General features: G+C 70.8%; 24 protein-coding genes and 1 riboswitch. Of the genes, 5 read left to right on the top strand and 19 right to left on the bottom strand.

Annotated features, from left to right (window positions below; translation table 11 throughout):
* Positions 1-3: 3 nt before the first annotated feature.
* The 11 genes from C1A17_RS07230 to C1A17_RS07280 form a co-directional block, all read right to left on the bottom strand.
* Complete coding sequence (locus C1A17_RS07230) at positions 4-588, bottom strand: TlpA family protein disulfide reductase (RefSeq protein ID WP_101652250.1); 585 nt, start codon at positions 586-588, stop codon at positions 4-6.
* Positions 585-1244: a histidine phosphatase family protein gene (locus C1A17_RS07235; protein WP_101652251.1), complete on the bottom strand. Its 660-nt coding sequence runs from the start codon at positions 1242-1244 to the stop codon at positions 585-587. Before C1A17_RS07235 ends, C1A17_RS07230 begins: the two co-directional genes overlap by 4 nt.
* Positions 1241-2578 carry a glutamate-1-semialdehyde 2,1-aminomutase gene (gene hemL, locus C1A17_RS07240; RefSeq protein ID WP_101652252.1) on the bottom strand — a complete coding sequence of 446 codons (1338 nt, stop codon included), beginning with the start codon at positions 2576-2578 and terminating at the stop codon, positions 1241-1243. Before hemL ends, C1A17_RS07235 begins: the two co-directional genes overlap by 4 nt.
* Positions 2579-2615: 37 nt before the next feature.
* The gene (locus tag C1A17_RS07245; protein WP_101652254.1) at positions 2616-3086 is read right to left on the bottom strand and encodes a MarR family winged helix-turn-helix transcriptional regulator; all 471 of its coding nucleotides are present in this window, start codon (positions 3084-3086) and stop codon (positions 2616-2618) included.
* A complete protein-coding gene (hemB, locus tag C1A17_RS07250; protein WP_101652257.1) occupies positions 3083-4081 on the bottom strand; it encodes a porphobilinogen synthase in 999 nt (332 codons plus the stop codon). Before hemB ends, C1A17_RS07245 begins: the two co-directional genes overlap by 4 nt.
* 1 nt (position 4082) lies before the next feature.
* Complete coding sequence (locus C1A17_RS07255; RefSeq protein ID WP_101652259.1) at positions 4083-5684, bottom strand: bifunctional uroporphyrinogen-III C-methyltransferase/uroporphyrinogen-III synthase; 1602 nt, start codon at positions 5682-5684, stop codon at positions 4083-4085.
* Positions 5674-8175 carry a glutamyl-tRNA reductase gene (gene hemA / locus C1A17_RS14750; RefSeq protein ID WP_101652260.1) on the bottom strand — a complete coding sequence of 834 codons (2502 nt, stop codon included), beginning with the start codon at positions 8173-8175 and terminating at the stop codon, positions 5674-5676. Before hemA ends, C1A17_RS07255 begins: the two co-directional genes overlap by 11 nt.
* Positions 8172-8849, bottom strand: coding sequence for a redox-sensing transcriptional repressor Rex (locus C1A17_RS07265; RefSeq protein WP_245873557.1), 678 nt, complete (start codon positions 8847-8849; stop codon positions 8172-8174). Before C1A17_RS07265 ends, hemA begins: the two co-directional genes overlap by 4 nt.
* A gap of 39 nt (positions 8850-8888) precedes the next feature.
* Entirely contained in the window at positions 8889-9146 is a 258-nt protein-coding gene (locus C1A17_RS07270) for a glutaredoxin family protein (RefSeq protein WP_101652264.1), read from the bottom strand.
* Between the two features lie 100 nt (positions 9147-9246).
* A complete protein-coding gene (locus C1A17_RS07275) occupies positions 9247-9345 on the bottom strand; it encodes a 30S ribosomal protein bS22 (protein ID WP_003792170.1) in 99 nt (32 codons plus the stop codon).
* Positions 9346-9599: 254 nt separating this feature from the next.
* Positions 9600-10802: an acetoin utilization protein AcuC gene (locus C1A17_RS07280; RefSeq protein ID WP_101652266.1), complete on the bottom strand. Its 1203-nt coding sequence runs from the start codon at positions 10800-10802 to the stop codon at positions 9600-9602.
* A gap of 248 nt (positions 10803-11050) precedes the next feature.
* Here C1A17_RS07280 and dctP point away from each other — a divergent pair, with 248 nt between their 5' ends.
* From dctP to C1A17_RS07295, 3 genes are all read left to right on the top strand, one after another.
* Positions 11051-12325 carry a TRAP transporter substrate-binding protein DctP gene (gene dctP / locus C1A17_RS07285; protein WP_101652268.1) on the top strand — a complete coding sequence of 425 codons (1275 nt, stop codon included), beginning with the start codon at positions 11051-11053 and terminating at the stop codon, positions 12323-12325.
* Between the two features lie 206 nt (positions 12326-12531).
* Positions 12532-13935, top strand: a complete 1404-nt coding sequence (locus C1A17_RS07290) for a TrkH family potassium uptake protein (protein WP_245873559.1) — start codon at positions 12532-12534, stop codon at positions 13933-13935.
* The gene (locus tag C1A17_RS07295) at positions 13928-14623 is read left to right on the top strand and encodes a potassium channel family protein (protein ID WP_180953241.1); all 696 of its coding nucleotides are present in this window, start codon (positions 13928-13930) and stop codon (positions 14621-14623) included. Before C1A17_RS07290 ends, C1A17_RS07295 begins: the two co-directional genes overlap by 8 nt.
* 87 nt (positions 14624-14710) lie before the next feature.
* Here the strand turns inward: C1A17_RS07295 and proC are convergent, their stop codons facing one another.
* The 8 genes from proC to C1A17_RS07330 all read right to left on the bottom strand — a co-directional run bounded on the left by proC (position 14711) and on the right by C1A17_RS07330 (position 22339).
* Positions 14711-15526 (bottom strand): pyrroline-5-carboxylate reductase, encoded by an 816-nt coding sequence (gene proC / locus C1A17_RS07300; RefSeq protein ID WP_101652270.1) that lies wholly within the window; start codon positions 15524-15526, stop codon positions 14711-14713.
* 133 nt (positions 15527-15659) lie between these two features.
* A complete protein-coding gene (locus tag C1A17_RS07305) occupies positions 15660-16634 on the bottom strand; it encodes a sugar phosphate isomerase/epimerase family protein (protein WP_101652272.1) in 975 nt (324 codons plus the stop codon).
* Positions 16635-16717: 83 nt separating this feature from the next.
* On the bottom strand, positions 16718-17710 hold the full coding sequence (locus tag C1A17_RS07310; RefSeq protein ID WP_101652274.1) for a Ppx/GppA family phosphatase: 993 nt from the start codon (positions 17708-17710) through the stop codon (positions 16718-16720).
* A gap of 309 nt (positions 17711-18019) precedes the next feature.
* Complete coding sequence (locus C1A17_RS14530) at positions 18020-18400, bottom strand: enoyl-CoA hydratase/isomerase family protein (RefSeq protein WP_245873562.1); 381 nt, start codon at positions 18398-18400, stop codon at positions 18020-18022.
* Positions 18397-18804, bottom strand: a complete 408-nt coding sequence (locus C1A17_RS14535) for an enoyl-CoA hydratase/isomerase family protein (RefSeq protein WP_245873564.1) — start codon at positions 18802-18804, stop codon at positions 18397-18399. Before C1A17_RS14535 ends, C1A17_RS14530 begins: the two co-directional genes overlap by 4 nt.
* A gap of 10 nt (positions 18805-18814) precedes the next feature.
* Positions 18815-19939, bottom strand: a complete 1125-nt coding sequence (locus tag C1A17_RS07320) for a bifunctional 2-methylcitrate synthase/citrate synthase (RefSeq protein ID WP_101652276.1) — start codon at positions 19937-19939, stop codon at positions 18815-18817.
* Positions 19936-20841, bottom strand: coding sequence for a methylisocitrate lyase (prpB, locus tag C1A17_RS07325; RefSeq protein ID WP_101652277.1), 906 nt, complete (start codon positions 20839-20841; stop codon positions 19936-19938). Before prpB ends, C1A17_RS07320 begins: the two co-directional genes overlap by 4 nt.
* 1 nt (position 20842) lies before the next feature.
* Complete coding sequence (locus C1A17_RS07330; protein WP_101652279.1) at positions 20843-22339, bottom strand: MmgE/PrpD family protein; 1497 nt, start codon at positions 22337-22339, stop codon at positions 20843-20845.
* A 246-nt stretch (positions 22340-22585) separates the two neighbouring features.
* Between C1A17_RS07330 and C1A17_RS07335 the strand changes: the two genes are divergently transcribed.
* Together C1A17_RS07335 and C1A17_RS07340 are read left to right on the top strand one after the other, a co-directional pair.
* The gene (locus C1A17_RS07335) at positions 22586-23128 is read left to right on the top strand and encodes a DUF4916 domain-containing protein (RefSeq protein WP_101652281.1); all 543 of its coding nucleotides are present in this window, start codon (positions 22586-22588) and stop codon (positions 23126-23128) included.
* Between the two features lie 349 nt (positions 23129-23477).
* Positions 23478-23582: riboswitch (TPP riboswitch) on the top strand.
* Positions 23583-23610: 28 nt separating this feature from the next.
* Positions 23611-24357, top strand: coding sequence for an ECF transporter S component (locus C1A17_RS07340; protein ID WP_101652283.1), 747 nt, complete (start codon positions 23611-23613; stop codon positions 24355-24357).
* The last annotated feature ends 8 nt before the right edge of the window (positions 24358-24365 follow it).

The raw sequence follows: 24365 nt of genomic DNA on the forward strand, positions 1-24365 counted from the left end.
GGATCATTCCGCCAGCACGTCTTCGATGAGGCCGCGCAGGGTGGACTCCTCGACGGCGCCGACGACGCGGGCGGCGGGGCGGCCCTCCCGATCGAGGATCACCGTCGAGGGGGTGGCCTGCGGCGGCAGGATGCTCGAGAGCGCGGCGACCATGGTGCCGTCGGTGTCGAGCATGTTCGGGTAGGGCACGGAGAAGGACTCGACGAAGGCCTGCGCGGCCGCCGCCTGATCGCGGACGTTGACGCCGAGGAACACCGTGTCGTCGGCGAACGCCTCGGCGGCGCTGACGAGGTCCGGCGCCTCCTTGCGGCAGGGCGGGCACGCGGCGTACCAGAGATTGATGACGACGGCCCGCGGGCGCCATCCGGCGAGCGAGGCGGCGGAACCGTCGAGGAGCTCGAAATCGAGCTCGAGCGGGGCACCCCTCTCCCCCGCCGGCACCTGGGTGATGACCCCGGTGCCGGAGATGTAGCCCTGTTCGGATCCGGCCTGCTCGGCGAGCGCGTCGGATTCCGGGGAGCACCCGGCGATCGCGGTCCCGGCGACGGCCGCGGCGGCCCAGGCGAGCAGCTGGCGTCGGCTCGTCATGCCCCGGGCACCGCCCGGGTGGGCTGGAGGTCTGCGCACACGTCCTGGTATTCCACGGCCACCAGTGTGCCGGACTCGAATGTGAATGAGGTGACAGATGCGAGCGCGCACTCCCGTTTGCGGGGGTCGTGCCACAGCGGGCGGCCCTCCGCGGCGAGGCGGGTGACCCAGATCGGCAGCTGATGGGACACGATGACGCCCTCGGGCGTCCCGGCGGCCTCGTCGGCGCGCGCTTCGAGCCGGGTCCGCAGGCTCGCCATCGCGGCGCGCACGCGCTTGACCTGGTCGCTGTAGGCCTCGCCCCAGGACGGCCGGAGCGGGTTGTAGCACCGCACGAGGTTCTCCGGGCTCGCCAGCGTGCCGCGATCGACCTGCTGGCCCTCGAAGGAGTTGCCCGCCTCGAGGACGCGCTCGTCGATCCGCGGTTCGAGCCGGAGCGCGGCGGCGATCGGGGCCGCGGTCTCCTGGGCGCGCTGGAGCGGCGAGCTCATGAGGAGGCGCACCGAGCGGTCGGGGGCGGAGTAGAACTCGCCGAGGCGCTCGGCCATCGCCCGGCCGCGCTCGGAGAGTCCGTAGCCGGGGAGCCGGCCGTAGAGGATGCCCTCGGGGTTGTGGACCTCGCCGTGGCGGGTGAGGTGGATCGTCACCCGGGTCATGCGGGCGCCCCCTGGACACGGGCCGCCGCACGGGCCGCGGCGGGGAGGGCGGCGATGATGCGGTCGAGGATCGCATCGGTGTGCGCGAGCGAGAGGAACCACACCTCGAAGGCGCTCGGCGGCAGGTGGATGCCCTGCTCGAGCATCGCGGTGAAGAACGCGGAGTAGGCCGCGCCGTCCTGGGAGCGGGCGTCGGCGTAGTCGACGACCTCGCGATCGGTGAAGAAGACCGAGAACATCGAGTTCGCGCTCTGGATGACGTGGGGCACCCCCGCGGCGCCGAGCGCCTCGGCGATCGCCGGACGCAGCGCGTCGGCGGCGGTCTCGAGCACGGGGTAGACGTCGAGCTCCTCGGTGAGGCGCAGCGTCGTGAGCCCGGCGGCGGTGGCGACGGGGTTCCCCGACAGCGTGCCGGCCTGGTAGACCGGCCCTGCCGGGGCGAGGTGGGCCATGACCTCGCGGCGTCCGCCGAACGCCGCGGCCGGGAAGCCGCCGCCCATGACCTTGCCGAAGGTGAGGAGGTCCGGCGGGCCGTCGGGGTAGCCGCCGCGGTCGAACTCCCAGCCGTACCACCCGGTGGGGCTCACGCGGAATCCGGTCATCACCTCGTCGGAAATCATCAGCGCGCCGTGCTCATGGGTGAGCGCGCGGATGAGCTGGGTGAAGCCGTCGCGCGGCGGGACGATGCCCATGTTGCCCGGGCACGCCTCGGTGATGACGCAGGCGATCCGGTCGCCGTGCTCGGCGAACGCCGCGCGGAGCGCGTCCTGGTCGTTGTACGGCAGGACGATGGTGTCGGCCGCGCTCGCTCCCGTGACACCCGGGGAATCCGGCAGGGAGAAGGTCGCCAGTCCGGAGCCGGCCTCGGCGAGCAGCGCGTCGACGTGCCCGTGGTAGCAGCCGGCGAACTTCACGACGACGGGACGGCCGGTGCACCCGCGGGCGAGCCGGATCGCCGACATCGTCGCCTCGGTGCCCGAGGACACGAGCCGGACCTCGTCGACGGGGTCGATGCGGGCGATGATCGCCTCGGCGAGCAGCACCTCGGTCTCGCTCGGGGTGCCGAAGGAGAAGCCCTTGGCGGCGGCCTGCTGGACCGCTGCGAGCACCTCGGGGTGGGCGTGGCCGAGGATCATCGGCCCCCAGGAGCCGATGAGGTCGACGTACTCGTTGCCGTCGACGTCGGTGAGCAGAGCACCCTCGGCCCGGTCGATGAACCTGGGGGTGCCGCCGACGGCGCCGAACGCGCGGACCGGGGAGTTCACGCCGCCGGGGATCACCGCGGACGCTCGCTCGAACAGGGTCCGGGACCGGTCGATGGACTGCTGGCTCATGGCGCTCCTCAGTGCGGGGTGCGGGTTCGGGACGGTGTCAGCGGTGCGTGCGCATATGGGCGTTGACGGCGACGAACACGTCCCTCATCGTCTCGATCTGGTGCTCGTCGAGCAAGTCGATGAGGTGTTCGCGGACGCCGGCGACGTGGATCGGGGCGGCGGCGCGGAGGAGGTCGTAGCCCGCCTCGGTCATCGTGCAGTTGACCCCGCGGCCGTCCTCGGGGATCGTGCAGCGGCTCAGCAGACCGCGGCCCTCCATCCGGGACACGATGTGGGTGAGGCGCGAGCGCGACATCCCGACCTCGTCGGCGAGCTGCGCCATCCGCATGGTGTGCTCGGGCCGCTCGGACAGTCGCACGAGGAGCTCGTACTCCGGCAGGCCGATCGGGTGCGCGGCGCGCAGCTCCTTGTCGAGCTGGCGCTGCAGGAGCTCATAGGCCTCGACGAGGTTGCGCCACGCGGTCTGCTCCGTGGCATCGAGCCAGCGCGGCTCCTCAGCGGCGGTCACCGGGACCGTCCGAGCTCACCGGCGACCTCGGCCGCCCAGTAGGTGAGGATCGCATCGGCGCCGGCGCGCTTGAAGGCGACGAGGCTCTCGAGGATCGCGGGCATCCGGTCGATCGCCCCGGCGCGCGCGGCGAACTCGACCATCGCGTACTCGCCGGAGATCTGGTAGCTCCACACCGGCACCGGGCTCGCCGCGGCGACCTCGGCGAGCACGTCGAGATAGGGCAGGCCGGGCTTGACCATGACGATGTCGGCGCCCTCGGAGAGGTCGAGCTCGAGCTCGCGCAGCGCCTCGCGGCCGTTCGCCGGATCCTGCTGGTAGGTGCGCCGGTCGCCCTCGAGCTGGGAGTCGACGGCCTCGCGGAACGGGCCGTAGAAGGCCGAGGCGTACTTCGCGGTGTAGCCGAGCACGATGACGTCGCTGCGGCCGGCCGCATCGAGCGCGTGGCGCACCGCGGCCACCTGGCCGTCCATCATGCCGGACAGGCCGAGCACCTCGGCCCCGGCCGCCGCCTGCGCGAGCGCCATCTGCGCGTAGCGGTCGAGCGTCGCGTCGTTGTCGACCTCGCCGTGGGCGTCGAGCACTCCGCAGTGCCCGTGCGAGGTGAACTCGTCGAGGCAGAGGTCGGCCATGACGACGGTGCGCTCCCCCACGGCGGCGCCCACTGCGGCGATCGCGCGGTTGAGGATGCCGTCGGGGTCCCAGGCTCCGGAGCCGACCGCGTCGCGCTCCGCCGGGATGCCGAAGAGCATGATGCCGCCCACCCCGGCATCAGCGGCCGCACGGGCGGCCTCGACGAGGGAGTCGAGCGTGTGCTGATGGACGCCGGGCATGCCCTGGAGCTCGACCGGCTCGCTCAGCGACTCCTTGACGAACATCGGGAGGACGAGGTCGGCGGCGTGCAGCCGGTGCTCGCTCACGAGCCGGCGCACGGCGGGCGAGCGCCGCAGCCGGCGCGGACGGGGCGCCCCCGGCGCCAGCGAGTAGTCGCTCATGTCATCTCCTCCTGCGAGACGTCCTGCGCCGCTGCGAGGGACGCAGCGGAGTGCGGTTCGCGGCGATGTCGGCGGTGCGCAGCGTGCGCGCGTGCTCGACGAGGTCGCTGATCAGGGAGCCGACGTGCGCCTCGGACGCGATGACGTCGACGGTGAGACCGAGGTCCTCCGCGGTCTGGGCCGTGGCCGGGCCGATGCAGGCGACGACGGTCGCCGGGTGAGGCTTGCCGGCGATGCCGACGAGGTTGCGCACGGTCGACGACGAGGTGAAGAGCACCGCGTCGAAGTCCCCGCGCTTGATGCTCTCGCGGATCGGCGCGGGCGGCGGCGCGGCGCGCACGGTCCGGTAGGCGGTGACGTCGTCGACGTCCCACCCGGCCTCGCGCAGTCCGTCGACGAGCACGTCGGTGGCGATGTCGGCGCGCGGCAGGAGCACCCGGTTGATCGGGTCGCCGGAGGCCTCGAACTCGGGCCAGTCCTCGAGGAGGCCCCGGGCCGACCACTCGCCCGAGGGCACGAGGTCGGGGGCCACTCCCCAGTCGATGAGCGCCTGAGCGGTGGGCCCGCCCACCGCGGCGATCCTCACCCCGGCCAGGCAGCGGGTGTCGAGGCCGAACTGGGCGAGCCAGTCGCGCACGGCCCGCACGGCGTTGACCGAGGTGAAGCCCACCCACTGGTAGTCGCCGGTGACGAGCGCACGGATCGCCTTCTCCATCTGGTTCGGGGTGCGCGGCGGCTGGATCGCGATGGTCGGCACGATCGTCCCCTCGGCACCCCATTCGGCGAGCATCTCCGCGGTCGAGGCGCCCTGCTCGCGGGTGCGCGGGATGAGCACCTGCCAGCCGAACAGCGGCTTCGTCTCGAACCACGACAGATCCGCGCGCTTCTCGATGCCCTGCCCCATGAGCATGGTGACCTGGTCGGCGGGGTCGGCGTCGCGCAGCAGGATGGCCGCCGCGGTCGACATCGTCGCCTCGATCGTCATCTGCTGCACGGTGGAGATCTGGGTGGCGAGGAGGACGGGGGTCTCCTCGGCCCAGCCGTCGGCGAGCAGGGCGCCGAGCGCCTCGATGATCTGCTCGACGCGGCCGCTGATGACGTGCCCGGTGTTGCGGTGCTTGGAGACGTCGGTATGGGTCTGCGGGCCGGCCTCGACGAAGCGCACGGAGCGCACCCGGTTGGTGGTGATCGGGGTGCCGGTGTAGGCCGACATCGACGAGCTCGTGCCGACTCCCGGGACGATCTCGAAGTCGACGTCCTGGCGGCGGCAGGCGGCCGCCTCGTCCGTCGTGGTCGAGAACAGGATCCCGTCGTGCGGGACGAGGCGCACGATCGTGCCGTGCTCGCGGGCGAGCTCGGCGAGCTTCCGGCCGCGGGTCGTCGCCGTCTGACCGAGCTCCTCGGCGTCGACGAGCGGCATGGTGGGACGGACGAAGGCCTCGACGATCTCGTCGAGCACTCCCGGGTCGCGCACGACGAGCGCGGCGCGCTCGAGCAGCTCCGCGCCCTTGTACGTCATGAGACCGGGGTCGCCGGGACCCACGCCGAGGAAGACGACCATCGGCCGGCCCGCGCGGATCCCGCTCATCGGCTCAGCGCTCATCGTCGCCGCCTTTCCCGCCGCGTCCGGCGCCGGCGGGAACCGCGGTGCGCGGATCGACGTGGACGGCGGGCGCGTTGGTCCCGGCGGACCCGCCGATCGTGATGCCGAGCGCGGCGAGCATCTCGTCGGCGGTCTCGGCGCCGAGCGCGCGGGCGGCGTGGCGGACCTCGGCGCGGGAGACCTCAGCGCTGCGGCGCGGCAGCCGCGCCATCCGGGTGACGCGCTGGAGCCGGCCGTCGTCGTCGGCCATGACGCCGGTGATGGAGAGCGAGTGGCCCTCGATCGTCGCGAGCGCGCCGATCGGGGCGGAGCAGCCGGCCTCGGCCCGCGACAGCACGGCCCGCTCGCTCATCACGGCGAGCGCGGTCGCCTCGTCGTGGATCGATCCGAGGGCGCGGCGGACCTCGGCGTCGAACTCGCCGAGGTCGGAGTCGACCGAGCGGCACTCGATCGCGAGCGCACCCTGGCCGGGTGCGGGGAGCATGACGGAGGAGTCGATGACGTCGGTGACCTCGGCGAGCCGGCCGAGTCGGCGGATGCCGGCGGCGGCGAGCACGACGCCGTCGAGCCGACCCTCGGTGACGTGGCGGATCCGGGTGTCGACGTTGCCGCGGACGCCGCGCACCTCGATGTCGGGGCGGGCGGCGCGCAGCTGGGCGGCGCGGCGCGGCGAGCCCGTGCCGACGCTCGCGCCGGCGGGCAGCTCGGACAGCGACAGTCCGTCGCGGGCGATAAGGACGTCGGAGGGGTCGACGCGCGGCGGCACCGCGGCGAGCTCGATGCCGGGGGCCGGGGCGGTCGGCAGATCCTTGAGCGAGTGGACGGCGACGTCGATCTTGCCGGTGAGCAGCGCGGTGCGCACGGCGGACACGAACACGCCGGTGCCGCCCATCTGGGCGAGCGGGTTCATGTTGACGTCGCCCTCGGTGACGACCTCGACGATCTCGACCCGCCAGCCGGTCTGGGCGGCGATCTGCTGGGCGATCGCGGTCGACTGCGAGCGGGCGAGCATCGAGCGCCGGGTGCCGAGCCGCAGGGTGCGGCCGGTGGGGTTCTTCGGCTCGACGACGTCGAGGGTGTGGTCGGCAACGGGCCGCAGGCCGTCGGCGGCGACGTAGTGGTTGTCGCGGGCGGCGACGGCCGGGACGCCGGGGGCGCTGACGGTGACCTTCGAGCGGTCGATGCCGTCGGGGCGCGGCTTCGCGGACAGGTCGAACAGCGTGGTGAGAGCGGCGGCGTAGTCGACCTCGCCGTCGGCCGCGGAGAGCTCCTTGACCTTGACCGTGGGGGTGTGGATGATCTTGTCCACCGCGCGCGCGAGCGACTTCCGGATCTCGCCGAGCGCCCGGTCGTCGACGGCGTCGCCGAGCTTCCTCCGGAGGCGCTCGAACTCGGCGGCGACGGTCGCCTCGGCCTGCGAGCGCAGGGCGGTGACGGTGGGCGCGATGGCGCGGGCCCGCCGGCCTGCGGCGAGCTCCTCCATCTCGGTGCGGATGATCGAGCGCACCTCGGTGATGACCTCGACGACGCCGGAGTCGGTGCGATGACCGGTGTCGGCGAACATCGCCGAGAGGTCCTCGAGGCCGATGAGGCGGATGTGCGGCAGCTCCTCGACGTCGGGGGAGATGTCGTGGGGCAGGGCGAGGTCGACGAGGAACTTGTTCGGCTGATCGTCGAGGTCCTGCTGCATGCCCGCAATGATCTGCTCCTGGCCGAGCACGGTGCCGCGGGAGCCGGTGACGGAGACGATGAGGTCCGCGTCGGCGATCTCGCGGGCGAGGGTGTGCTCGTCGAGCACGATCGCGCGCCCGCCCACGGGTGCGACGAGGCGCTCGGCGCGCTCGAGGGTGCGGTTGATCACGGTGATCCGGTTGACCCCGCGGCGGTGGAGGGTGGCGACGGTGAGGCCGGACATCGCGCCCGCCCCGACGACGAGGGCGTCGACCTGCTCGAGCGGACCGATGTGGGGGACGGCCGCGGCGAGCGCGGTGTCGAGCAGCGACTGCGAGACGCTGTCGAGGGCGGTCTCGGAATGGGCGCGCTTGCCGACCCGCAGCGCCTGCTGCATCGCCTGCGAGAGGTCGCCGGTGAGATGCCCGGCGTCCTGCGAATCGGTGAACGACTGCCGGAGCTGGCCGAGGATCTGCGATTCGCCGAGCGCCATCGAGTCGAGCCCGGTGGCGAGGGTGAGCAGGTGCTCCATTGCCTTCTCGTCGAAGTAGACGTAGACGTGGTGGGCGAGCTCGTCCCAGGGCAGTCCGACGGTCTCGACGAGGGCGGACCCGAGATCGGCGAGCCCGCCGTGGAAGGCCGCGACGTCGGCGACGATCTCGAGCCGGTTGCAGGTGGCGAGCACGGCGGCCCCGGAGACGTACTTCCCCGCGAGCGCACGGTCGACGAGCGCGTCCGCGCCGGAGGTGTCGAGCGCGATCGCGTCGAGCACCGACATCGGCGCCGAGCGGTGGGAGATTCCCAGGACGAGGAGGGTCACTGCCGATCCCTGCTTTCTGCCGCCGTGTAATGGGCGAGCACCTGAAGTTCGGTGGCCATGTCCACGTGACGGACGTGGACGTCCGGGGGAACGGAGAGCACGACGGGAGCGAAGCTCATGAGGCCGCGGATGCCTGCGGCAGCTGCGGCGTCGGCGGCGGCCTGGGCGGACGCGGCGGGGACCGCGATGACGAGGTGTTCGATGCCCTCGGCCTCGACGACCTCGGCGAGCCGGGACATCGGCGCGACGTCGACGCCGCCCACGGCGGTGCCGATGACTCCGGGATCGACGTCGAAGACGCCGTGGAGCGCGAATCCGCGCTCGGGGATGCCGGCGTAGTCCGCGAGCGCGGAGCCGAGGCGGCCGGCACCGACGATCCCGATCCGGCGGATGCGGTCGACGCCGAGGAAGCCGCGGATGGTGGCGGCGAGCGCCGTGCAGTCGTAGCCGACGCCCCGTCGACCGGCGGATTCGAGGTGGCTGAGATCGCGTCGGAGGATCGCCGAGCGGACCCCGCACATCCCGGCGAGCTCCTCGCTCGAGACCGTGGTCGTCTGCCGGCCGATGAGCGCCTCGAGCGCCTGGAGATAGCCGGGCAGCCGGGTGACGACGGGCGCCGGAACAGCGCGCGCGGGCATGCCGGGCCGGGGATCCGGCCTGGACACGGTATCCACCACCGCTGTCACTCCTGTTCCGTGTGTCCGTCCGCCGATTCAGGCCCGGCGGGCGAGGATCGCGTCGAGCGCCCGGGAGAGCCGGCCCGGGTCGACGCGATGGAAGCTGTGCTGGCGCCCGTCGAGGAGCACCACCGGCACGTCCCAGCCGTACCGGTCCTGCAGCTCGGGATCGGCGTCGACGTCGACCTCGGTCACGGTGACGTCCCGCGCGCCGATCCCGGTTGTCACCTGCTCCCGCGCGGTCTCGCACAGATGGCAGCCGTCACGGGTGAGGAAGGTGAGTTCGACGCTCATGGCGCTCCTCCGGATCTCCGGGCGACGGCTCCCGCCGCGGGCACGGCACTACGAAGCCCCGTCGGCGCATCCGACGGGGGTCCGGGCCGCACCTTCGCGGTTACTTCTTGTTGCGACGCTGGTGGCGGGTCTTGCGAAGCAGCTTGCGATGCTTCTTCTTGGCCATACGCTTGCGACGCTTCTTGATGACTGAACCCACAGGTTCTCCTCACGGAGTCGATATCCAGGTGAACATGCGGTGCCCACCTGCTGAACTGAACCGCTCGATTCTATCGCCTCGGGGCGCGGAACCCCAATTTCCGCGGTCCGCACCGTGGGACGCCGGAGGGTGCGTGCGAGAGCGCGGCGGGGTGCTCCCGGTGCCGCCTACCGGTGCAGCGGGGTGGTCCGGGCGTGCCCCACGGGACCTCGCTCCCCGCACCGATCACGCCGGCGCGCGGGCCGTGCGGCGCCTCAGTCGTAGTAGGCGTCGAGCCCGTAGAACGGGAAGATGTTCTTCCGGGTCGACATCACGGTGCGGTCGAGGTCGGACTCGGGATCGAAGCCCTCGGCCCAGGAGGTGAACATCCCGTCGTGGCCGTCGGTCATGACCTCGGGCGGGGTGACGCCGGCGATCGCCTGGACGTAGTCCTTCCAGCGGTCGGGCAGCGCGGTGGACGGGGCGATGTCCGCCCCCGCGGCGATCGCCACGAGGTTGACCCAGGCCCGCGGCACGACGTCGACGAGCGCGTAGCCGCCTCCGCCGGTGGCCAGCCACTTCCCCTCGGCGTAGTCGTCGGCGAGGTCGCGCACCCATTCGGTGGCCCGACGCATCGCGTCGACGCTGAGCCGGAGGTGGGTGAGCGGGTCGAGCCGGTGGCCGTCGCAGCCGTGCTGGGAGATGAGGACCTGGGGGCGGAACTCGCGGAGGATCGCGGGCACGACGGAATCGATCGCCCGGAGCCAGTCGGCGTCGTCGGCGCGCGGGGGCAGGGCGATGTTCACCGCCGAGGCGGAGGCCGACATCCCGCCGATGTCGTTGGCGAACCCGGTGCCGGGGAACAGGAACCGGCCGTTCTCGTGGACGGAGATCGTGAGGACCCGCGGGTCGTCCCAGTAGAAGTTCTCGACGCCGTCGCCGTGGTGGGCGTCGAGGTCGAGGTAGGCGATGCGCTCGTAGCCGTTCGCGAGGAAGTGGTCGATCGCTCCGGCGAGGTCGTTGTAGACGCAGAACCCGGCGGCCCGGCCGGGCATCGCATGGTGCATCCCGCCGCAGAAGTTCACCGCGCGCTCGAAGTTCCCGCCGGTGATCGCGCGGGCGGCCTCGACGCTGCCCTGGAAGATCCGGCCGGACGCCTCGTGGATCTTCTCGAAGCGCGGGACGTCCTCGGTGCCGACGCCGTACTTCGTCGCAGTCGCCTCGTCGATGGAGGTGGTCTGCTCGGAGGCCTTGACGGCGTCGACGAACTCCTCGGAGTGGAGCCGGAGGAGGTTCTCCTCGTCGACGTGCGGGACGCCGGAGATGTGGACGCGGGCATTGTCGAACAGCCCGAAGTCGGTGGCGAGCTTGGCGGTGAGGTCGAGACGGAGCGGGTTCATCGGGTGATCCGGGCCGAAATTGTACTCCGTGAAGGAGTCGTCCCAGATGACGAAAACGTCGGTCTCGCGCCTGCTCATTCCCCCACTGTAGCGCCGAATGCGACCGGGGTCACGGTCGGGTCCGGGCTCCGCGCAGGCGCACGACGGACTGCGGGCGGGAGGGGTGAGGACTGCGGGCTGGCGGGCGGCATTGGGAGGCGAGAGCGGGCGGACAGCCGGGATCGGACCCGGCCTCGTCAAACTTCTAAAACTGAGTGATCGTTAGCTAGAGTTCAAAGTACCCCTGGTTCCAGCCCATTCTTTTCGATGACGAAGGTGTCCGAGACATGACGAACAGATCACTGCCCCTCCTCGCACTCGCTTCTACCGGTGCCCTGCTCCTCAGCGGCTGCGCCGGTTCCGCCGGTTCCGGCGGCAGCGGCGGCTCCGGCGGGGGCGAGGGTTTCGAGTACGGCGCGTCCCAAGAGGAGGTCGACGCCGCGATCGCCGACCTCGACCCGGTGACGCTCAAGTACCAGCCGCCCGCGGCTTCGCAGAACTCGGTGATGGCTCCGGCCGCGCTCGGGTACAAGGACTACATCGAGGAGCGCTCGGGCGGCAAGATCGAGATCGAGATCATCTGGGGCCAGGCCATCGCCGGCTACTCGGAGGTCGACGATGCCCTGGCCGATGGTCGTCTCGACCTCGCCTACGATCTGCCGATCTACAACCCGAGCGATTACCCGTCGTTCGATGCAGCCGCGAAGTCGTTCTCCGGCGTGCCGATCTCGCCGATGACGGGAGAGATGGTGATGACCGCGGTGTCGGCGGACATCGGTTGGGACACGCAGTCGCTGCTCGACGAGTACGAGGCGCAGGGCGTCACTCCCCTGACCCCGATCGTGTCCTCGGGCGGCTACTACGCCGTGTGTGCCGATCCGGGCTCGGAGCCCGACGATTGGAAGGGCCGGCAGATCCGCGTCGCCAGCACCTCCCACCACGGTGTCGCCAACGCACTGGGAGCCTCGCCGGTATCGATGGAGTACGTCGAGGTCTTCGAAGCGCTCCAGCGCGGGACAGTGGATTGCACCTTCGCTCAGCTGCTGCCCTCAGCGGAATCGGGGATCCTCGAAGTCGCTCCGAACATCTCGTACAGCACGGACGAGGCGAGCATGTCCTCGCGCGCAGTCGGCGCCGAACTTGCCGGCTCGAGCTTCGCGAACCTCCCTCTCGCCTACCAGCAGATCATCTTCGATGCCGCGTCCAGCGCCTACTCCGGATTCGTCGGAATCACCGCCGACGGCAACGCGGAGAGCGTGCGCCAGGCCAAGGAAGCCGGTGGGGAGATCGCGGTCTTCGACCCGGCGACCGAGGAGCTCATCAAGGAGGAGAACGCGCGGCAGCGTCAGGAGGTCGTGGACGGCGGAATCCTCGGCGATGACATCGACGCACGCGTGAACGAGTCGATCGAGACCTGGTCGAGCGCGGTGGAGGAACTCGGCTACGAGGACGGCGGCTCCTTCGAGGATATGGACGAGTGGTGGGAGAGCAGCGAGACCGACTTCTCCCCGATGGCCGAGCGTGTCTTCGAGGAGACTGCGCTCGAGCACCGGCCCTCATGATCGTCGGGTGAGCTCCGGCCGGGTCCGCGTGAGGACGCGGGACCCGGCCGCCTCGGGCCCCACAGGTTCGGGCCGACAACCTCGGGCTCACCCACCTCGGGCCCAGCGACCCCGGACCCGGCGACCGAAGACCCCGCGCGAACCGCCGGCGCCCGCCGGGAGCGAACCCGCTCCTGGTGGGCGTCGGCACTGTCTATACTGTCCCTGTGAATGGTCGGCGGTCTCCTTCCCAGTTCCGCGACCGGGTGCTCTCCCCCGGCCGGCGCCTCCGCGACTTCATCGACGAGGTCGCCGACGCCTCGCCCGCGCGCCTGGCGATGGTGTCGTTCCTCGGGGCGATCGCGATCTTCACCGCGCTCCTCTGCCTGCCGGTCGCCCATCGGAACCCCGAGGACTTCAGCTTCGCCGTCAGCCTGTTCGTCGCGGTCTCGGCGGTCTGCGTCACCGGCCTCTCCCCCGTGGTGACCGAGGAGTACTGGTCGGATTTCGGCATCGGTGTCATCACCGCGGCCATCCAGGTGGGCGGCCTCGGCATCCTCACCCTCGCCTCGGTGCTCGGCATGGCCGTGTCGAAGAAGCTCGGGGTGCGGCAGCGCCTCATCGCCGCCCAGGCGACGAACACCTTCCAGATCGGCCAGGTCGGCACCCTGCTGCGCACCGTGGTCTCGACGATCCTCATCGCCGAGCTCATCGTCGCCGGCCTCCTCCTGCCGTCGTTCCTCGGCAAGGGCGAGTCGATCGGCACCGCGATCTGGCACTCGGTGTTCTACGCGATCTCCTCGTTCAACAACGCCGGCTTCACCGTCCACCCCGGCGGGATGGAGCACTTCACGAACGACCCGTGGTTCCTCTCGGTGATCATGGTCTCGGTGTTCGTCGGCTCGCTCGGCTTCCCCGTCGTCCTCATGATCACCATCGCGTGGAACCGGCCGCGGTCGTGGGACCTCCACACCAAGCTCACGCTCGCGACCTCGGCGATCCTCGTGTTCATCGGCTTCGTCATGCTCCTCTTCTTCGAGGCCTCGAACCCCCGTACCCTCGGCGCCGAGGGCCCGGGCCACACCGCCCTCGAGGTACTCTTCATGGCGGTCATGCCGCGCTCGGGCGGGTTCGCGACGATGGAGATCGCGGACATGAATCAGACGAGCCTTCTGCTCCTCGACGTGCTCATGTTCATCGGCGGCGGCTCCTCGTCGACGGCCGGGGGCATCAAGGTCACCACGCTCGCGGTGCTCGCCCTCGCCGCGCTGTCCGAGGCCCGCGGCCTCCAGGAGGTCACCGCGTTCCATCGCCGGATCGACCCGCCGGTCATCAAGGTCGCGATCTCGGTGACGCTCGCCGGCAGCGCGCTCGTGTTCGCCGGCACCCTCGCGATGCTCCACTTCACCCGGATGCCGCTCGACCTCGTGCTGTTCGAGGTGATCTCCGCCTTCGGCACGTGCGGCCTGAGCTCGGGGGTCACCGCCGAGGCACCGGACTCCGGCCTCTACGTGCTCAGCGTGCTCATGTTCCTCGGGCGGCTCGGTACGATTACGCTTGCCGCAGCGCTGTCGCAGCAGAACACGCGCCGGTTGTTCCGCTATCCGGAAGAGAGGCCGATCATTGGCTAGGAAGTCCCGCGCCGACCGCGCGTCAGCGATCGAGTCGAGCGCCTCGATCCTCGTCATCGGGCTCGGACGGTTCGGCGGAGCGACGGCGGAGAACCTCATGAAGCTCGGCCGCGAGGTCATGGCGATCGAGAAGAACCCCGAGGCCGTCCAGGAGTGGTCGGGCAAGCTCACCCACGTCGTCGAGGCCGATGCGACGAACATCGAGGCGCTGCGGCAGATCGGCGCCGGCGAGTTCAGCACCGCGGTCGTCGGCATCGGCACCTCGATCGAGGCGAGCGTGCTCTCCACGGCGAACCTCGTCGACCTCGGCATCGACCAGGTGTGGGCCAAGGCGATGTCGAACCCCCACGGCAAGATCCTCCGCCGGATCGGCGCCGAGCACGTCCTCTACCCCGAGTCCGAGGCCGGGTCGCGCGTGGCCCACCTCGTATCGTCCCGGATGCTCGACTTCATCGAGTTCGACGACGGGCACTTCGCCGTGGTCAAGATGCGCCCGCCCAAGGAGGTCCAGGGGTTCACCCTCGCCGAGGCGGGGATCCGCGACACCTACGGCGTCACCGTCGTCGGCATCAAGAGCCCGGGGCGCGACTTCACCTACGCCGAGCCCGCGAGCCGCGTGGGCAGCCAGGACGTCCTCATCGTCGCCGGCCACGTCGAGCTGCTCGGCCGCTTCGCCGGCCGCCCGTGAGGCAGCGCCGAGGCTCACAGCCCGGAGGGCGCGGACGTCGCGGACCGGCCCCTGACGGAGCGGGCCGGACGGGTTGCCGCAGTGCGGTCAGCCGCCGCTCTCCATCTCGCGCGCCCTGGCCGAGGCGGCGCGGGCGGCCCGTTCGACGATCGCACCGAAGTCGTCGCCCTCGAACGAGGTCATCGCGGCGTGCGTGGTCCCGCCCTTGCTCGTGACGGCCGTGCGCAGGCCCGCGGGATCCGGGGTCTCCTCGAGGAGGCGACCGGCGCCTGCCGCGGTGCCGACGACGATCCTCCGTGCCATCTCCTCGCCCATCCCCTGGGCCACCCCGGCCTCGACGAGCTTCTCGGCGAGGAGGAAGAAGTACGCGACTCCGGAGCCGGACAGCCCGATCATCGTCTGCAGCTCGTCCTCCGTCATCTCCACGACGTCGCCTGCACCGGCGAGCAGGCCGGCCACCTCGGCGACGGACTCCTGCGGGACGTCCGCGGTCGCGGCGAGGGCGATGACGCCGTGTCCGACCGCGCTCGGGGTGTTCGGCATGATGCGGATGATGCGCGAGCTCCCGGACCATTCGGTGAGCTGCGCGATCGAGACGCCGGCGGCCATCGACACGAGAACCGCGTCGGGGCGCAGGCTGCCGGCGATCTCCGCGAGGGTGTCCTTCATGGCCCACGGCTTGACGCCGAGGAGCACGAACTCCGCGTCCGCGACTGCGGTGCGGTTCGCCTCGGTGTCCTCCTCGACCGAGGCGGTCCGGACGCCGAGCCTCTCCCGCAGTCCGTCCGCCGACGCGCGGGAGCCGGTGGTGGCGATGACGCTCTCGGGGTCGGCTCCGCCGCGGAGCACCCCGGCGAGCAGGGCCCCGCCCATGGATCCGGTGCCGATCGATGCGATGGTCATGTGCGTCCTCTTCTCTCGTGGTCCTTCGTCACCCGGGGCCTCCGTCCGGTCCCCGCATCGGGCTCGCCGATGGTCGCCGCGAGCACACCAGCGCACTGCGGGCGGCTCCCGGGTTCCCGCGGCAATGCGCCCGTCACGTCGCGTCGGTCGCCTCGGACTTCTCCTGGGCGGTCCGCGGATCGGCGTCGCTCAGCCCGTTCTGGCCGAGATGCCGGCGGGCGAAGGCGAGGGATTCCGCGAGCATCTCGTCGCGCGTGGACTTCCGGGCGGCGAAGCGGGTGTTGACCTCGGCGACGACGTCACCGGACCAGTTGTGCTTCGCGAGGTACTGCAGGGTTTCGGCCACCGGCATCTTCCCGCGGCCGGGGACCAGGTGCTCGTCCTTGAGCGAGCCCGATCCGTCGGTGAGATGGATGTGCGCGAGCCGGTCGAAGATCCCCGCGACGGTCTCCAGCGCGTTCATCCCGGCCGTGGCGGCGTGGGAGAAGTCGAAGGTCATCGCGTCGTAGTCCTCGTCGAGCGGGTTCCAGTCCGGGTAGTAGACGAGCACCTCGCGCACCCCGGCGCGCCACGGGTACATGTTCTCCACCGCGAGGGTAATCCCGGTCTCCTGCGAGAGCTTCCGGACCCCGGTGACGAATCCCTTCGCGTAGTCCCCCTGCCAGCGGAACGGCGGGTGGACGACGACGGAACGGGCTCCGACCTCGGCGGCCATCTCGCAGGTCAGGCGCAGCTTGGTCCAGTGGTCCTTGTCGAGGACGCGCGGCATGAAGAGCAGGGTCGGGGCGTGGAGGGACATCACGGGCAGACCGGTGTCCCGGGTGAGGCCGCGCATGAGGTCGGTGTCCTGGGTCTCGGCGTTGTTCGTGATCATCACCTCGACCCCGTCGTAGCCCAGGCGGTCCGCGGCGCTGAAGCATTCGGTGACGGTCATCGGGTAGACCGAGGACGTCGAGAGGCCGATCCGGATCGGGTGGTCCGAGGTGTGCGTGCGATCGTGCTCGTACACGGGATTCTGCTCGAGGTGCTCCCGGTGGCGGCGCGAGTCGGCGCGCGCCGAGTTCTTCTGCGTCAGCACCTTACGGGTGGGATTCTTCTTCGGACTCACGGCTCCGAGTCTAGTACCGGCGGGCAGGGCTGCCGCTGGTCGAGGTCGCGACTCGACCGGAGCGGTCTCGCAGGCGCGGGCTCTCAGCCCGGGAGCAGGGAGGTCGTCGGCGCCCCCGGGCGTTCGCGCGGCAGCGAGATCTCCTCGGAGGAGTCGAGGAGATCGAGCTTGCGCATGATGATGCCCTCGCGCAGCGCCCAGGGCGAGATGTGCATCTCCTCGATGTCGAAGATCGTGAAGGCCGCCTCGGCGACGATCGCGCCGGCGAACACCTGTCCGCCGCGGGCGAGCGAGACGCCGGGCAGTTCGGCGCGCTCCTTGGGGGTGCGCTCCGCGAGGGCCGCGATGATGTCCGGCAGGTCCTTCCTGCACAGCACGCGAGGGACGAAGATGCCCTCGCCGCTCGCCGCCGCTCCACCGATCCGCGCGAGCGAGCGGAAGGTCTTCGACGACCCGACGACCTTCTCCGGGCGGCCCACCCGATTGATCTCGCCGGCGACCCGGCCGATCGTGTGGCGGGCGTGACGGCGGAGCGCTTCGATGTCCTCGCCCGACGGGACGTCGGCGGAGAGGAAGCGGGAGTGCATCCGGCCGGCTCCGAGCGGGACGGACAGCGCGGCGTCGGGGTACTCGTCGCGGCCGGCGGCGAGCTCGAGCGAACCGCCGCCGATGTCGAGGAGCTGGATGCTGCCGGCCGACCAGCCGAACCAGCGGCGGGCGGCGAGGAAGGTGATCCGCGCTTCCTCCTCGCCGGTCATGACGTTGAGGGAGATGCCGGACTCCTCGCGGATCCGGGTGATCGTCTCCTCGCCGTTCGGCGCTCCGCGGATCGCCGAGGTGGCGAAGGCGAGGATCTGCTCGGAGCCCTGCTCCTCCGCGATCGAGATCGCCTCGCAGCAGAACTCGACGAGGCGTTTCTGGCCGTAGGTCGAGATCGAGCCGTCCTCCTTGAGGTGCTCGGCGAGCCGCAGCACCTCCTTGTGGGAGGTCGCGGGAAGGGGCGGGGCTCCCACCCGGGCGTCGACCACGAGGAGGTGGACGCTGTTGGATCCGATGTCGAGGACTGCGAGACGCACGATGTCAGTCTACTGGCACGGGGCCGGTCCGCTGTCACGGCGGCGGGTCGGGGCACGGGTCGGGCGGTGGCGGTCCCCGCGCTGGGCGGGGCACCTCGCGCTCGCCCGGGTCCTCCGCGCAAGGCATCGTCGCCCCGAAACCGAACTGCGCGGTATCTGCCGATCTGCGCGCAATTGTGCGCAGATCGGCAGATACCGCGCAGTAGGACGTGCTCGCCCGCCCGGCCCCGGACCTCGAGCCCGGTGAAACAGCAATTTCCGAAGGTTCCGTTCCCAGGAACCTTCGGAAATTGCTCTCTGAAGGGGATGTCAGGGGCGCCAGTCGTGGCGGCGGAACGTGAACTCCGGCGGGCGCTTGGCGAAGAAGCCCTCCTGCCCGCGCACGATCTCCGAGGCGTAGGCCTCCGCCAGCCAGCTGCCGGGGGCCGGGTCCGGCTCCTCGCCGCGGAGGATCCGCTTGGCCCCGGTCTGGCTCAGGGCCGAGCGTCCGGCGATCGTCGTGGCGAGCTCGTGCGCCGTCGCCAGCGGGGTCTCGCTCACCCGGTGGATGAACCCGAGGTTGACCGCCTCGTCGAAGTCGATGATCTCGGCCGTGAGCAGGAGGTACTGCGCCCACGCGTCCCCGATGATGCCGGCGAGCCGGCGGGTGGGTCCGGGTGGGTAGACGAGGCCGAGCTTCGCCGCCGTCACCCCGTAGACCGTCCCCCGTAGATCGTGCCGGGGGCGGCGATCCGGACGTCGCACGCCGCAGCGAGCTCGGTGCCGCCGCCCACGCAGTTGCCCTCGATCGCGGCGATCGTCGGCACGTCGACGGAGGCGAGCGCCTCCTCGGCCGGGGCGTTCGCCGCCCAGAAGTCCGCGAGCGGGACGTTCAGGTCGCCGATGTCCGAACCCGCGGAGAAGTGGCCGCCGGCGCCGGTGAGGACGAGCACCTCGATCCCGGGGTCGGCGTCGATCGCCGCCATGATGTCCGGCAGCGCGAGCCACATCTCCCGGGAGAGCGCGTTGCGCTTGGACGGACGCGACAGGACGAGGGTTCCGATCCCACCGGAGACGGTGAGCTCGAAACCCTCGACCAGAGCGTGATCGCTCATGCGCCGTGCGTCAGTTCGACTTCGACGGGACCGAGCGCTGCTCCTCGCCGTCGTAGGCCGACAGCGGACGGATGAGCGCGTTGGAGGCCTGCTGCTCCATGATGTGCGCCGTCCAACCGGTGATGCGGGCCATGACGAAGATCGGCGTGAACTGCGGGGTGTCGAAGCCCATGAGGTGGTAGGCCGGGCCCGACGGGTAGTCGAGGTTCGGGTAGATCCCCTTGCGCCCGACAAAGTCCTCCTCGAAGGCGTTGTACAGGTCGAGGAGATCGGTCGCGCCCTTGGCCTCGACCATGTCCTCGAAGGCCTTGCGCATGGTGGGCACGCGCGAGTCGCCGTTCTTGTAGACGCGGTGGCCGAAACCCATGATCTTCTCCTTGTTCTCGAGCGCCTTGTCGATCCACGCCGAGGCCTTGTCGGCGGTGCCGACCTCCTCGAGCATCGCCATGACGGCCTCGTTGGCACCGCCGTGCAGCGGTCCCTTGAGGGCGCCGATCGCACCGGCGACCGCGGAGTACATGTCCGAGGTCGTCGAGGTGATGACGCGGGCGGTGAACGTCGAGGCGTTGAAGGAGTGCTCGGCGTAGAGGATCATCGACACGTCGAAGCAGCGCACGACCTCCTCGGCCGGCACCTCGTCGAAGACCATCTTGAAGAAGTTGGCCGCGTAGCCGAGGTCCTCGGTCGGTGCGACCGGGTCGAGGCCGTGGCGACGGCGGTGGTCGACGGCGACGATGGTCGGCAGCTGGGCGTACATCCGCTCGGCCTTGGCGAGGTTCGCCTCCGGCCCCTCGACATCGGCCTCCGGGTCCACGGCGCCGAGGTAGGCCGCCGCGGTCTGCACGACGTGCATCGGGTGGCAGTCGGTGGGCAGGGAGAGGATGAGATCGATGAGCTTCTGGTCGATCGCGCGCTGGCCGCGCTCCCGGGCGGTGAACTCCGCGAGCTGCTCGGGCGTCGGCAGCTCGCCGTGCCAGATGAGGTAGGCGACCTCCTCGAACGAGCAGTTCGCGGCGAGCTCCTGCACGGGGTAGCCGCGGTAGGTCAGCGAGTTCGTCTCCTGCACGACCTTGGAGACCTTCGTCGTGTCGACGACGACGCCGGCGAGGCCCTTCTTGATGTCCTGATCGGTCACTGGTGACCCTCCTGAGAGAAGTTGAAGACGGCGGCGTCGAAGTCGTTGTACGCCGCGTAGTCGATGGTTTCGTAGAGGTCGGCCCGGGTCTGCATGCCGTCGAGCAGCGTCACCTGGGTGCCGGTGTCGCGAATGGTCTGCAGACCGGACTTGATCGCGCCCATCGCCAGGCGCAGCGTGGTGACCGGGTAGATCACCAAGCGCACGCCGGCGTCGGCGAGCTGCTCGGTGGTGAACAGCTCGCTCTTGCCGAACTCGGTCATGTTCGCCAGGATCGGCACGTCGACGGCCTGCGCGAAGGTCTCGAACTCGCCGAGGTCGCGCATCGCCTCGGGGAAGATCATGTCCGCTCCGGCGTCGATGTAGGCCTTGGCCCGCTCGATCGCGGCGTCGAGGCCCTCCCCGGCGCGCGCGTCGGTGCGGGCGCAGATGACGAAGTTCTCGTCCCGGCGCCCCTTGACGGCCGCGGAGATCCGCTTGACCATCTCCGAGGTGCCCACGACCTCCTTGCCGTCGAGGTGGCCGCACCGCTTGGGGTTGACCTGATCCTCGAGGTGCATGCCGGCGAGGCCGGCATCCTCGAACTCCTGGACGGTGCGGGCGACGTTCATCGCCTCGCCCCAGCCGGTGTCCGCGTCGATGAACGTCGGGAGGTTCGTCACCCGGGAGATCGCACGACCGTGGTCGGCGACCTCCGTCAGGGTGGTCAGACCGATGTCGGGCAGACCCTGCGCCGCGGAGAACGCGCCGCCGGAGATGTAGATGCCCTCGAAGCCGATCTGCTCGATGATCTGGGCGTTGATCGGGTTGATCGCACCCGGGAACTGGACGATCTCACTGCCGGCGAGCAGTTCGCGGAACCGCCTGCGCCGGTCGGCGGGTGTGGTGGTGGCTCCGAGCATCTCAGAAGATTCCCTTCGATCCGGTGTGCTCGAGGCCGTCGACCGCGAAGCTCAGCTGCGCGACGTCGTCGGCGCCGAGGTTCTCGAGGTTCTGGGCGAGGTCGAGGAACCGGTCCTGCTCGGCGTCGGACACGATGCCGTCGGCCAGGGTGCGGAACTTCTCGACGTAGTTCGCCCGGGCGAACGGACGCGCACCGTGCGGGTGGGCGTCGGCGACGGCGATCTGGTCCTCGATCACCGAGCCGTCCTCCATCTCGACGACCACACGACCGCCGAAGGCGATCTCGTCCGGGTCGGTCGAGTGGTAGCGGCGGGTCCACTCGGGATCCTCGGTGGTGACGATCTTGTGCCACAGCTCGACGGTCTCCGGGCGGCCGGCGCGCTCGGGGGCGTAGGACTTCTCGTGGTGCCAGCCCTGGTCCTCCATCGCGACGGCGAAGATGTACATGATCGAGTGGTCGAGGGTCTCGCGCGAGGCCTTCGGGTCCATCTTCTGCGGGTCGTTCGCCCCGGTGCCGATGACGTTGTGGGTGTGGTGCGAGGTGTGGATGATGATCTTGCGGATCTTCGACTTGTCCTCGATCTGCGCTCCCATCCGGCGGGCGAGGTCGATGAGCGCCTGCGCCTGGTACTCCGCGGAGTGCTCCTTGGTGTAGGTGTCGAGGATCGCGCGCTTGGCCTCGCCCTGGCTCGGCAGCGGCACGGTGTAGCGGGCCTCGGGACCGGACAGGATCCAGGCGATGAAGCCGTCCTCACCCTCGTAGATCGGGCTGGGAGCGCCTTCGCCGCGCATCGCACGGTCGACGGCTTCGACGGCCATCTTGCCGGCGAACGCCGGGGCATGGGCCTTCCAGGTCGAGATCTCGCCCTTGCGGGACTGACGGGTGGCGGTGGTGACGTGGAGCGCCTGCTGGATGGCTTGGAAGGTCACCTCGGTGGGGAGCTTGAGCAGGGCGCCGATGCCGGCCGCGGCCGAGGGGCCGAGGTGGGCGACGTGGTCGATCTTGTGCTCGTGGAGGCAGATGCCCTTGGCGAGGTCGACCTGGATCTCATAGCCGGTGGCGATGCCGTTGATGAGGTCCTGGCCGCTGATCCCCTTGTGCTGGGCGACGGCGAGGATCGGCGGGATGTTGTCACCAGGGTGCGAGTACTCCTTCGCGAGGAAGGTGTCGTGGAAGTCGAGCTCGCGGACGGCGACTCCGTTGGCCCAGGCGGCCCACTCCGGGGAGATGCGCTCGGACAGCTGGAGGCCGAACACCGGGGCGCCCGGCTTCGACGGGTGGGTCTGTGCCTGCTCGCGAGCGTGGGTCGGGGCCCCGCGGCGCACCGAGGCCGCGGCCACGGAGGCGTTGTCGATGATGCGGTTGATGACCATGTCGGTGACGTCGGCGTCGACGGCCACCGGATCGGAGGCGACCTCGGCGATCTTCCAGGCCAGCTGCTCTTCGCGCGGCAGGTCCTCGGAGCTCTTGTAGGTCCGGACTTCGTGATTGATCATGGAGATTCTCCTCGTGTCGACGTCGACCGCCGGAGGTCCGCCGCGGGTTTCGGCGAGCGGCCGTCCGTTCCACTGTATGCCCTGGTTCTGGAGGCGAGGTGCCGCGGGTAACAATTTATCTCGATATCAAGATACTTGGTTCGTCGGGGCCTCGGCAACCCCCGGCCCGGGGCACCGCAGCTCACCTCGCACGGAGCCGCTCAACGCGTTCTTCCCCGCCGGGGCGACGTGTGCGAGCATGGGGCCATGACCCGCACCGCACTCGACTTCGACGACAACTGGCTCGACCCCGAGGAGCTCGCCCGGTTCCGGCGCCGGATGCCGATCACGTACGTCAACGCCGTCCCCGTGCAGCTCGCGGACCACGGGCAGGTGGAGAAGATCGGCCTGCTGCTGCGCACCGCCGAGGACGGCACGCTCGGCCGGGAGATCGTCGGCGGCCGGGTGCGCTACCACGAGCCGCTCCGCTCGGCGCTCGTGCGCCATGTGGAGAAGGACCTCGGCCCGCTCGCGCTGCCGCAGATCCCCCCGGCGCTGACCCCGTTCCACGTCGCGGAGTACTTCCCCACGCAGATGGGGCCCTCGCCCTATCAGGACCCGCGCCAGCACGCGGTCGCCCTGTGCTACATCCTGCCGATGCAGGGCGAGTGCTCCCCGCGCCGCGATGCGCTCAGCCTCGACTGGCTGACCCCGGCCGAGGCGATCCGCGAGGACGTCGTCGCAGAGATGTGCCACGGCCAGGAGCACATCGTGCGCGCCGCCCTGGCCCACCTCGGCATCCTTCCCTGATGCACTGAGGCACCGAGGTTCTGAGGTTCTGAGAAGCCTGGGGTTCCGAGGCGCCTGGACCTGAAGGCTTGAGGGTTTGAACGCCTGAAGGTCTGCAGGGCCTGAAGATCTGGTGGACTGCAGTGCCTGAAGGTCTGGTGGTCCGAACACAGCGGTCCCGGCGCCCTCGCGCGCAGCCCGCCCCTCGAACTGCGCGGTATCCGAGACCGAGCGCGCAATTGCGCGTCACGTTCCGGATACCGCGCAGTTCGCCCATGAGTCCTCCCGTCCATGGGCCTTCTCGTCCACGGGTCCCCCCGTCCACGAGTCCCCCACGGACTGCACGGACCCCGCCTCTGCGCTATGCTCGTCCTCACGACAGGGGAGCGCCACCAGGGCGCTGAGAGTGCGAGCATCGCAGACCCTCGAACCTGACGCGGTTCATACCGCCGGAGGAAGTCGAGTCTCTTCATCCCCTCCTGCCATTCACAGGAGGATCCACCATGGCACCTTCATCGTCATTCCCCGAACCCGCGGACCGGGTTCCCGCGGACACTGCTCCCGCGGACTCCGTCTCCTCCGACCGAGTTCCCGCGGACACGGCTCCGTCCCCGGCCTCGGCCTCGGGCGCAGACGCGCGTCCGCCCACCCCGGAATCGGACCCCGCGCCGCCGAGCCGTCTGCGCTGGCGGGTCGTCGACATCGTCGTCGCCTCGGTGCTCGGCGTCGCGGTGGGCGTCGTGTTCTGGGTGTGGTCGACGGCCTGGTCGACGCTCTCGCTGCCGTTCCTCGCCTTCCCGCCCGCCGCGGGCCTGCTCACCGGCGTGTGGGTGCTCGCCGGGCCGCTCGGCGCGATGATCATCCGCCGCCCCGGCGCCGCGCTCTACTGCGAGATCCTCGCCGCCGCCGTGTCCGCCGTGCTCGGCACCCAGTGGGGCATGCAGGTCCTCATCTCCGGCGCGCTCCAGGGCCTCGGCGCGGAGCTCGTCGTCCTCCTCTTCCTCTACCGCCGCTTCGGCCCGGTCGTCACCCTGCTCTCCGGACTCGGGGCCGGACTGTTCCTGGGCCTCGGCGAGAACCTCATGTACAACACCGAATGGCAGCCGGCCTGGCAGCTCGTCTACCTCGCCGCGGCCGGCGTCTCTGGGCTCGTGCTCGCCGGGGGCGGCACCCTGCTGGCGGTCCGGGCGCTGCGCCGCACCGGGGTGCTCGCCCCGCTCGCCTCCGGCCGCACCGCCGCCGAGGTGTGAGCCGGCCG

Source organism: Brevibacterium ihuae (assembly GCF_900184225.1).
GTDB classification, from domain to species: Bacteria; Actinomycetota; Actinomycetes; order Actinomycetales; family Brevibacteriaceae; genus Brevibacterium; species Brevibacterium ihuae.

What these genes read in the sequence shown, in the direction of transcription:
- hemB (WP_101652257.1), bottom strand. Translation starts at nt 4,081, where the DNA reads ATGAGCGACTACTCGCTGGCGCCGGGGGCGCCCCGTCCGCGCCGGCTG.
- dctP (WP_101652268.1), top strand. Translation starts at nt 11,051, where the DNA reads ATGACGAACAGATCACTGCCCCTCCTCGCACTCGCTTCTACCGGTGCC.
- C1A17_RS07280 (WP_101652266.1), bottom strand. Translation starts at nt 10,802, where the DNA reads ATGAGCAGGCGCGAGACCGACGTTTTCGTCATCTGGGACGACTCCTTC.
- C1A17_RS07340 (WP_101652283.1), top strand. Translation starts at nt 23,611, where the DNA reads ATGGCACCTTCATCGTCATTCCCCGAACCCGCGGACCGGGTTCCCGCG.
- hemL (WP_101652252.1), bottom strand. Translation starts at nt 2,578, where the DNA reads ATGAGCCAGCAGTCCATCGACCGGTCCCGGACCCTGTTCGAGCGAGCG.
- C1A17_RS07255 (WP_101652259.1), bottom strand. Translation starts at nt 5,684, where the DNA reads ATGAGCGCTGAGCCGATGAGCGGGATCCGCGCGGGCCGGCCGATGGTC.
- C1A17_RS07270 (WP_101652264.1), bottom strand. Translation starts at nt 9,146, where the DNA reads ATGAGCGTCGAACTCACCTTCCTCACCCGTGACGGCTGCCATCTGTGC.
- proC (WP_101652270.1), bottom strand. Translation starts at nt 15,526, where the DNA reads ATGACCATCGCATCGATCGGCACCGGATCCATGGGCGGGGCCCTGCTC.
- prpB (WP_101652277.1), bottom strand. Translation starts at nt 20,841, where the DNA reads ATGCTCGGAGCCACCACCACACCCGCCGACCGGCGCAGGCGGTTCCGC.
- C1A17_RS14535 (WP_245873564.1), bottom strand. Translation starts at nt 18,804, where the DNA reads ATGAGCGATCACGCTCTGGTCGAGGGTTTCGAGCTCACCGTCTCCGGT.
- C1A17_RS07335 (WP_101652281.1), top strand. Translation starts at nt 22,586, where the DNA reads ATGACCCGCACCGCACTCGACTTCGACGACAACTGGCTCGACCCCGAG.
- C1A17_RS07330 (WP_101652279.1), bottom strand. Translation starts at nt 22,339, where the DNA reads ATGATCAATCACGAAGTCCGGACCTACAAGAGCTCCGAGGACCTGCCG.
- C1A17_RS07230 (WP_101652250.1), bottom strand. Translation starts at nt 588, where the DNA reads ATGACGAGCCGACGCCAGCTGCTCGCCTGGGCCGCCGCGGCCGTCGCC.
- C1A17_RS07235 (WP_101652251.1), bottom strand. Translation starts at nt 1,244, where the DNA reads ATGACCCGGGTGACGATCCACCTCACCCGCCACGGCGAGGTCCACAAC.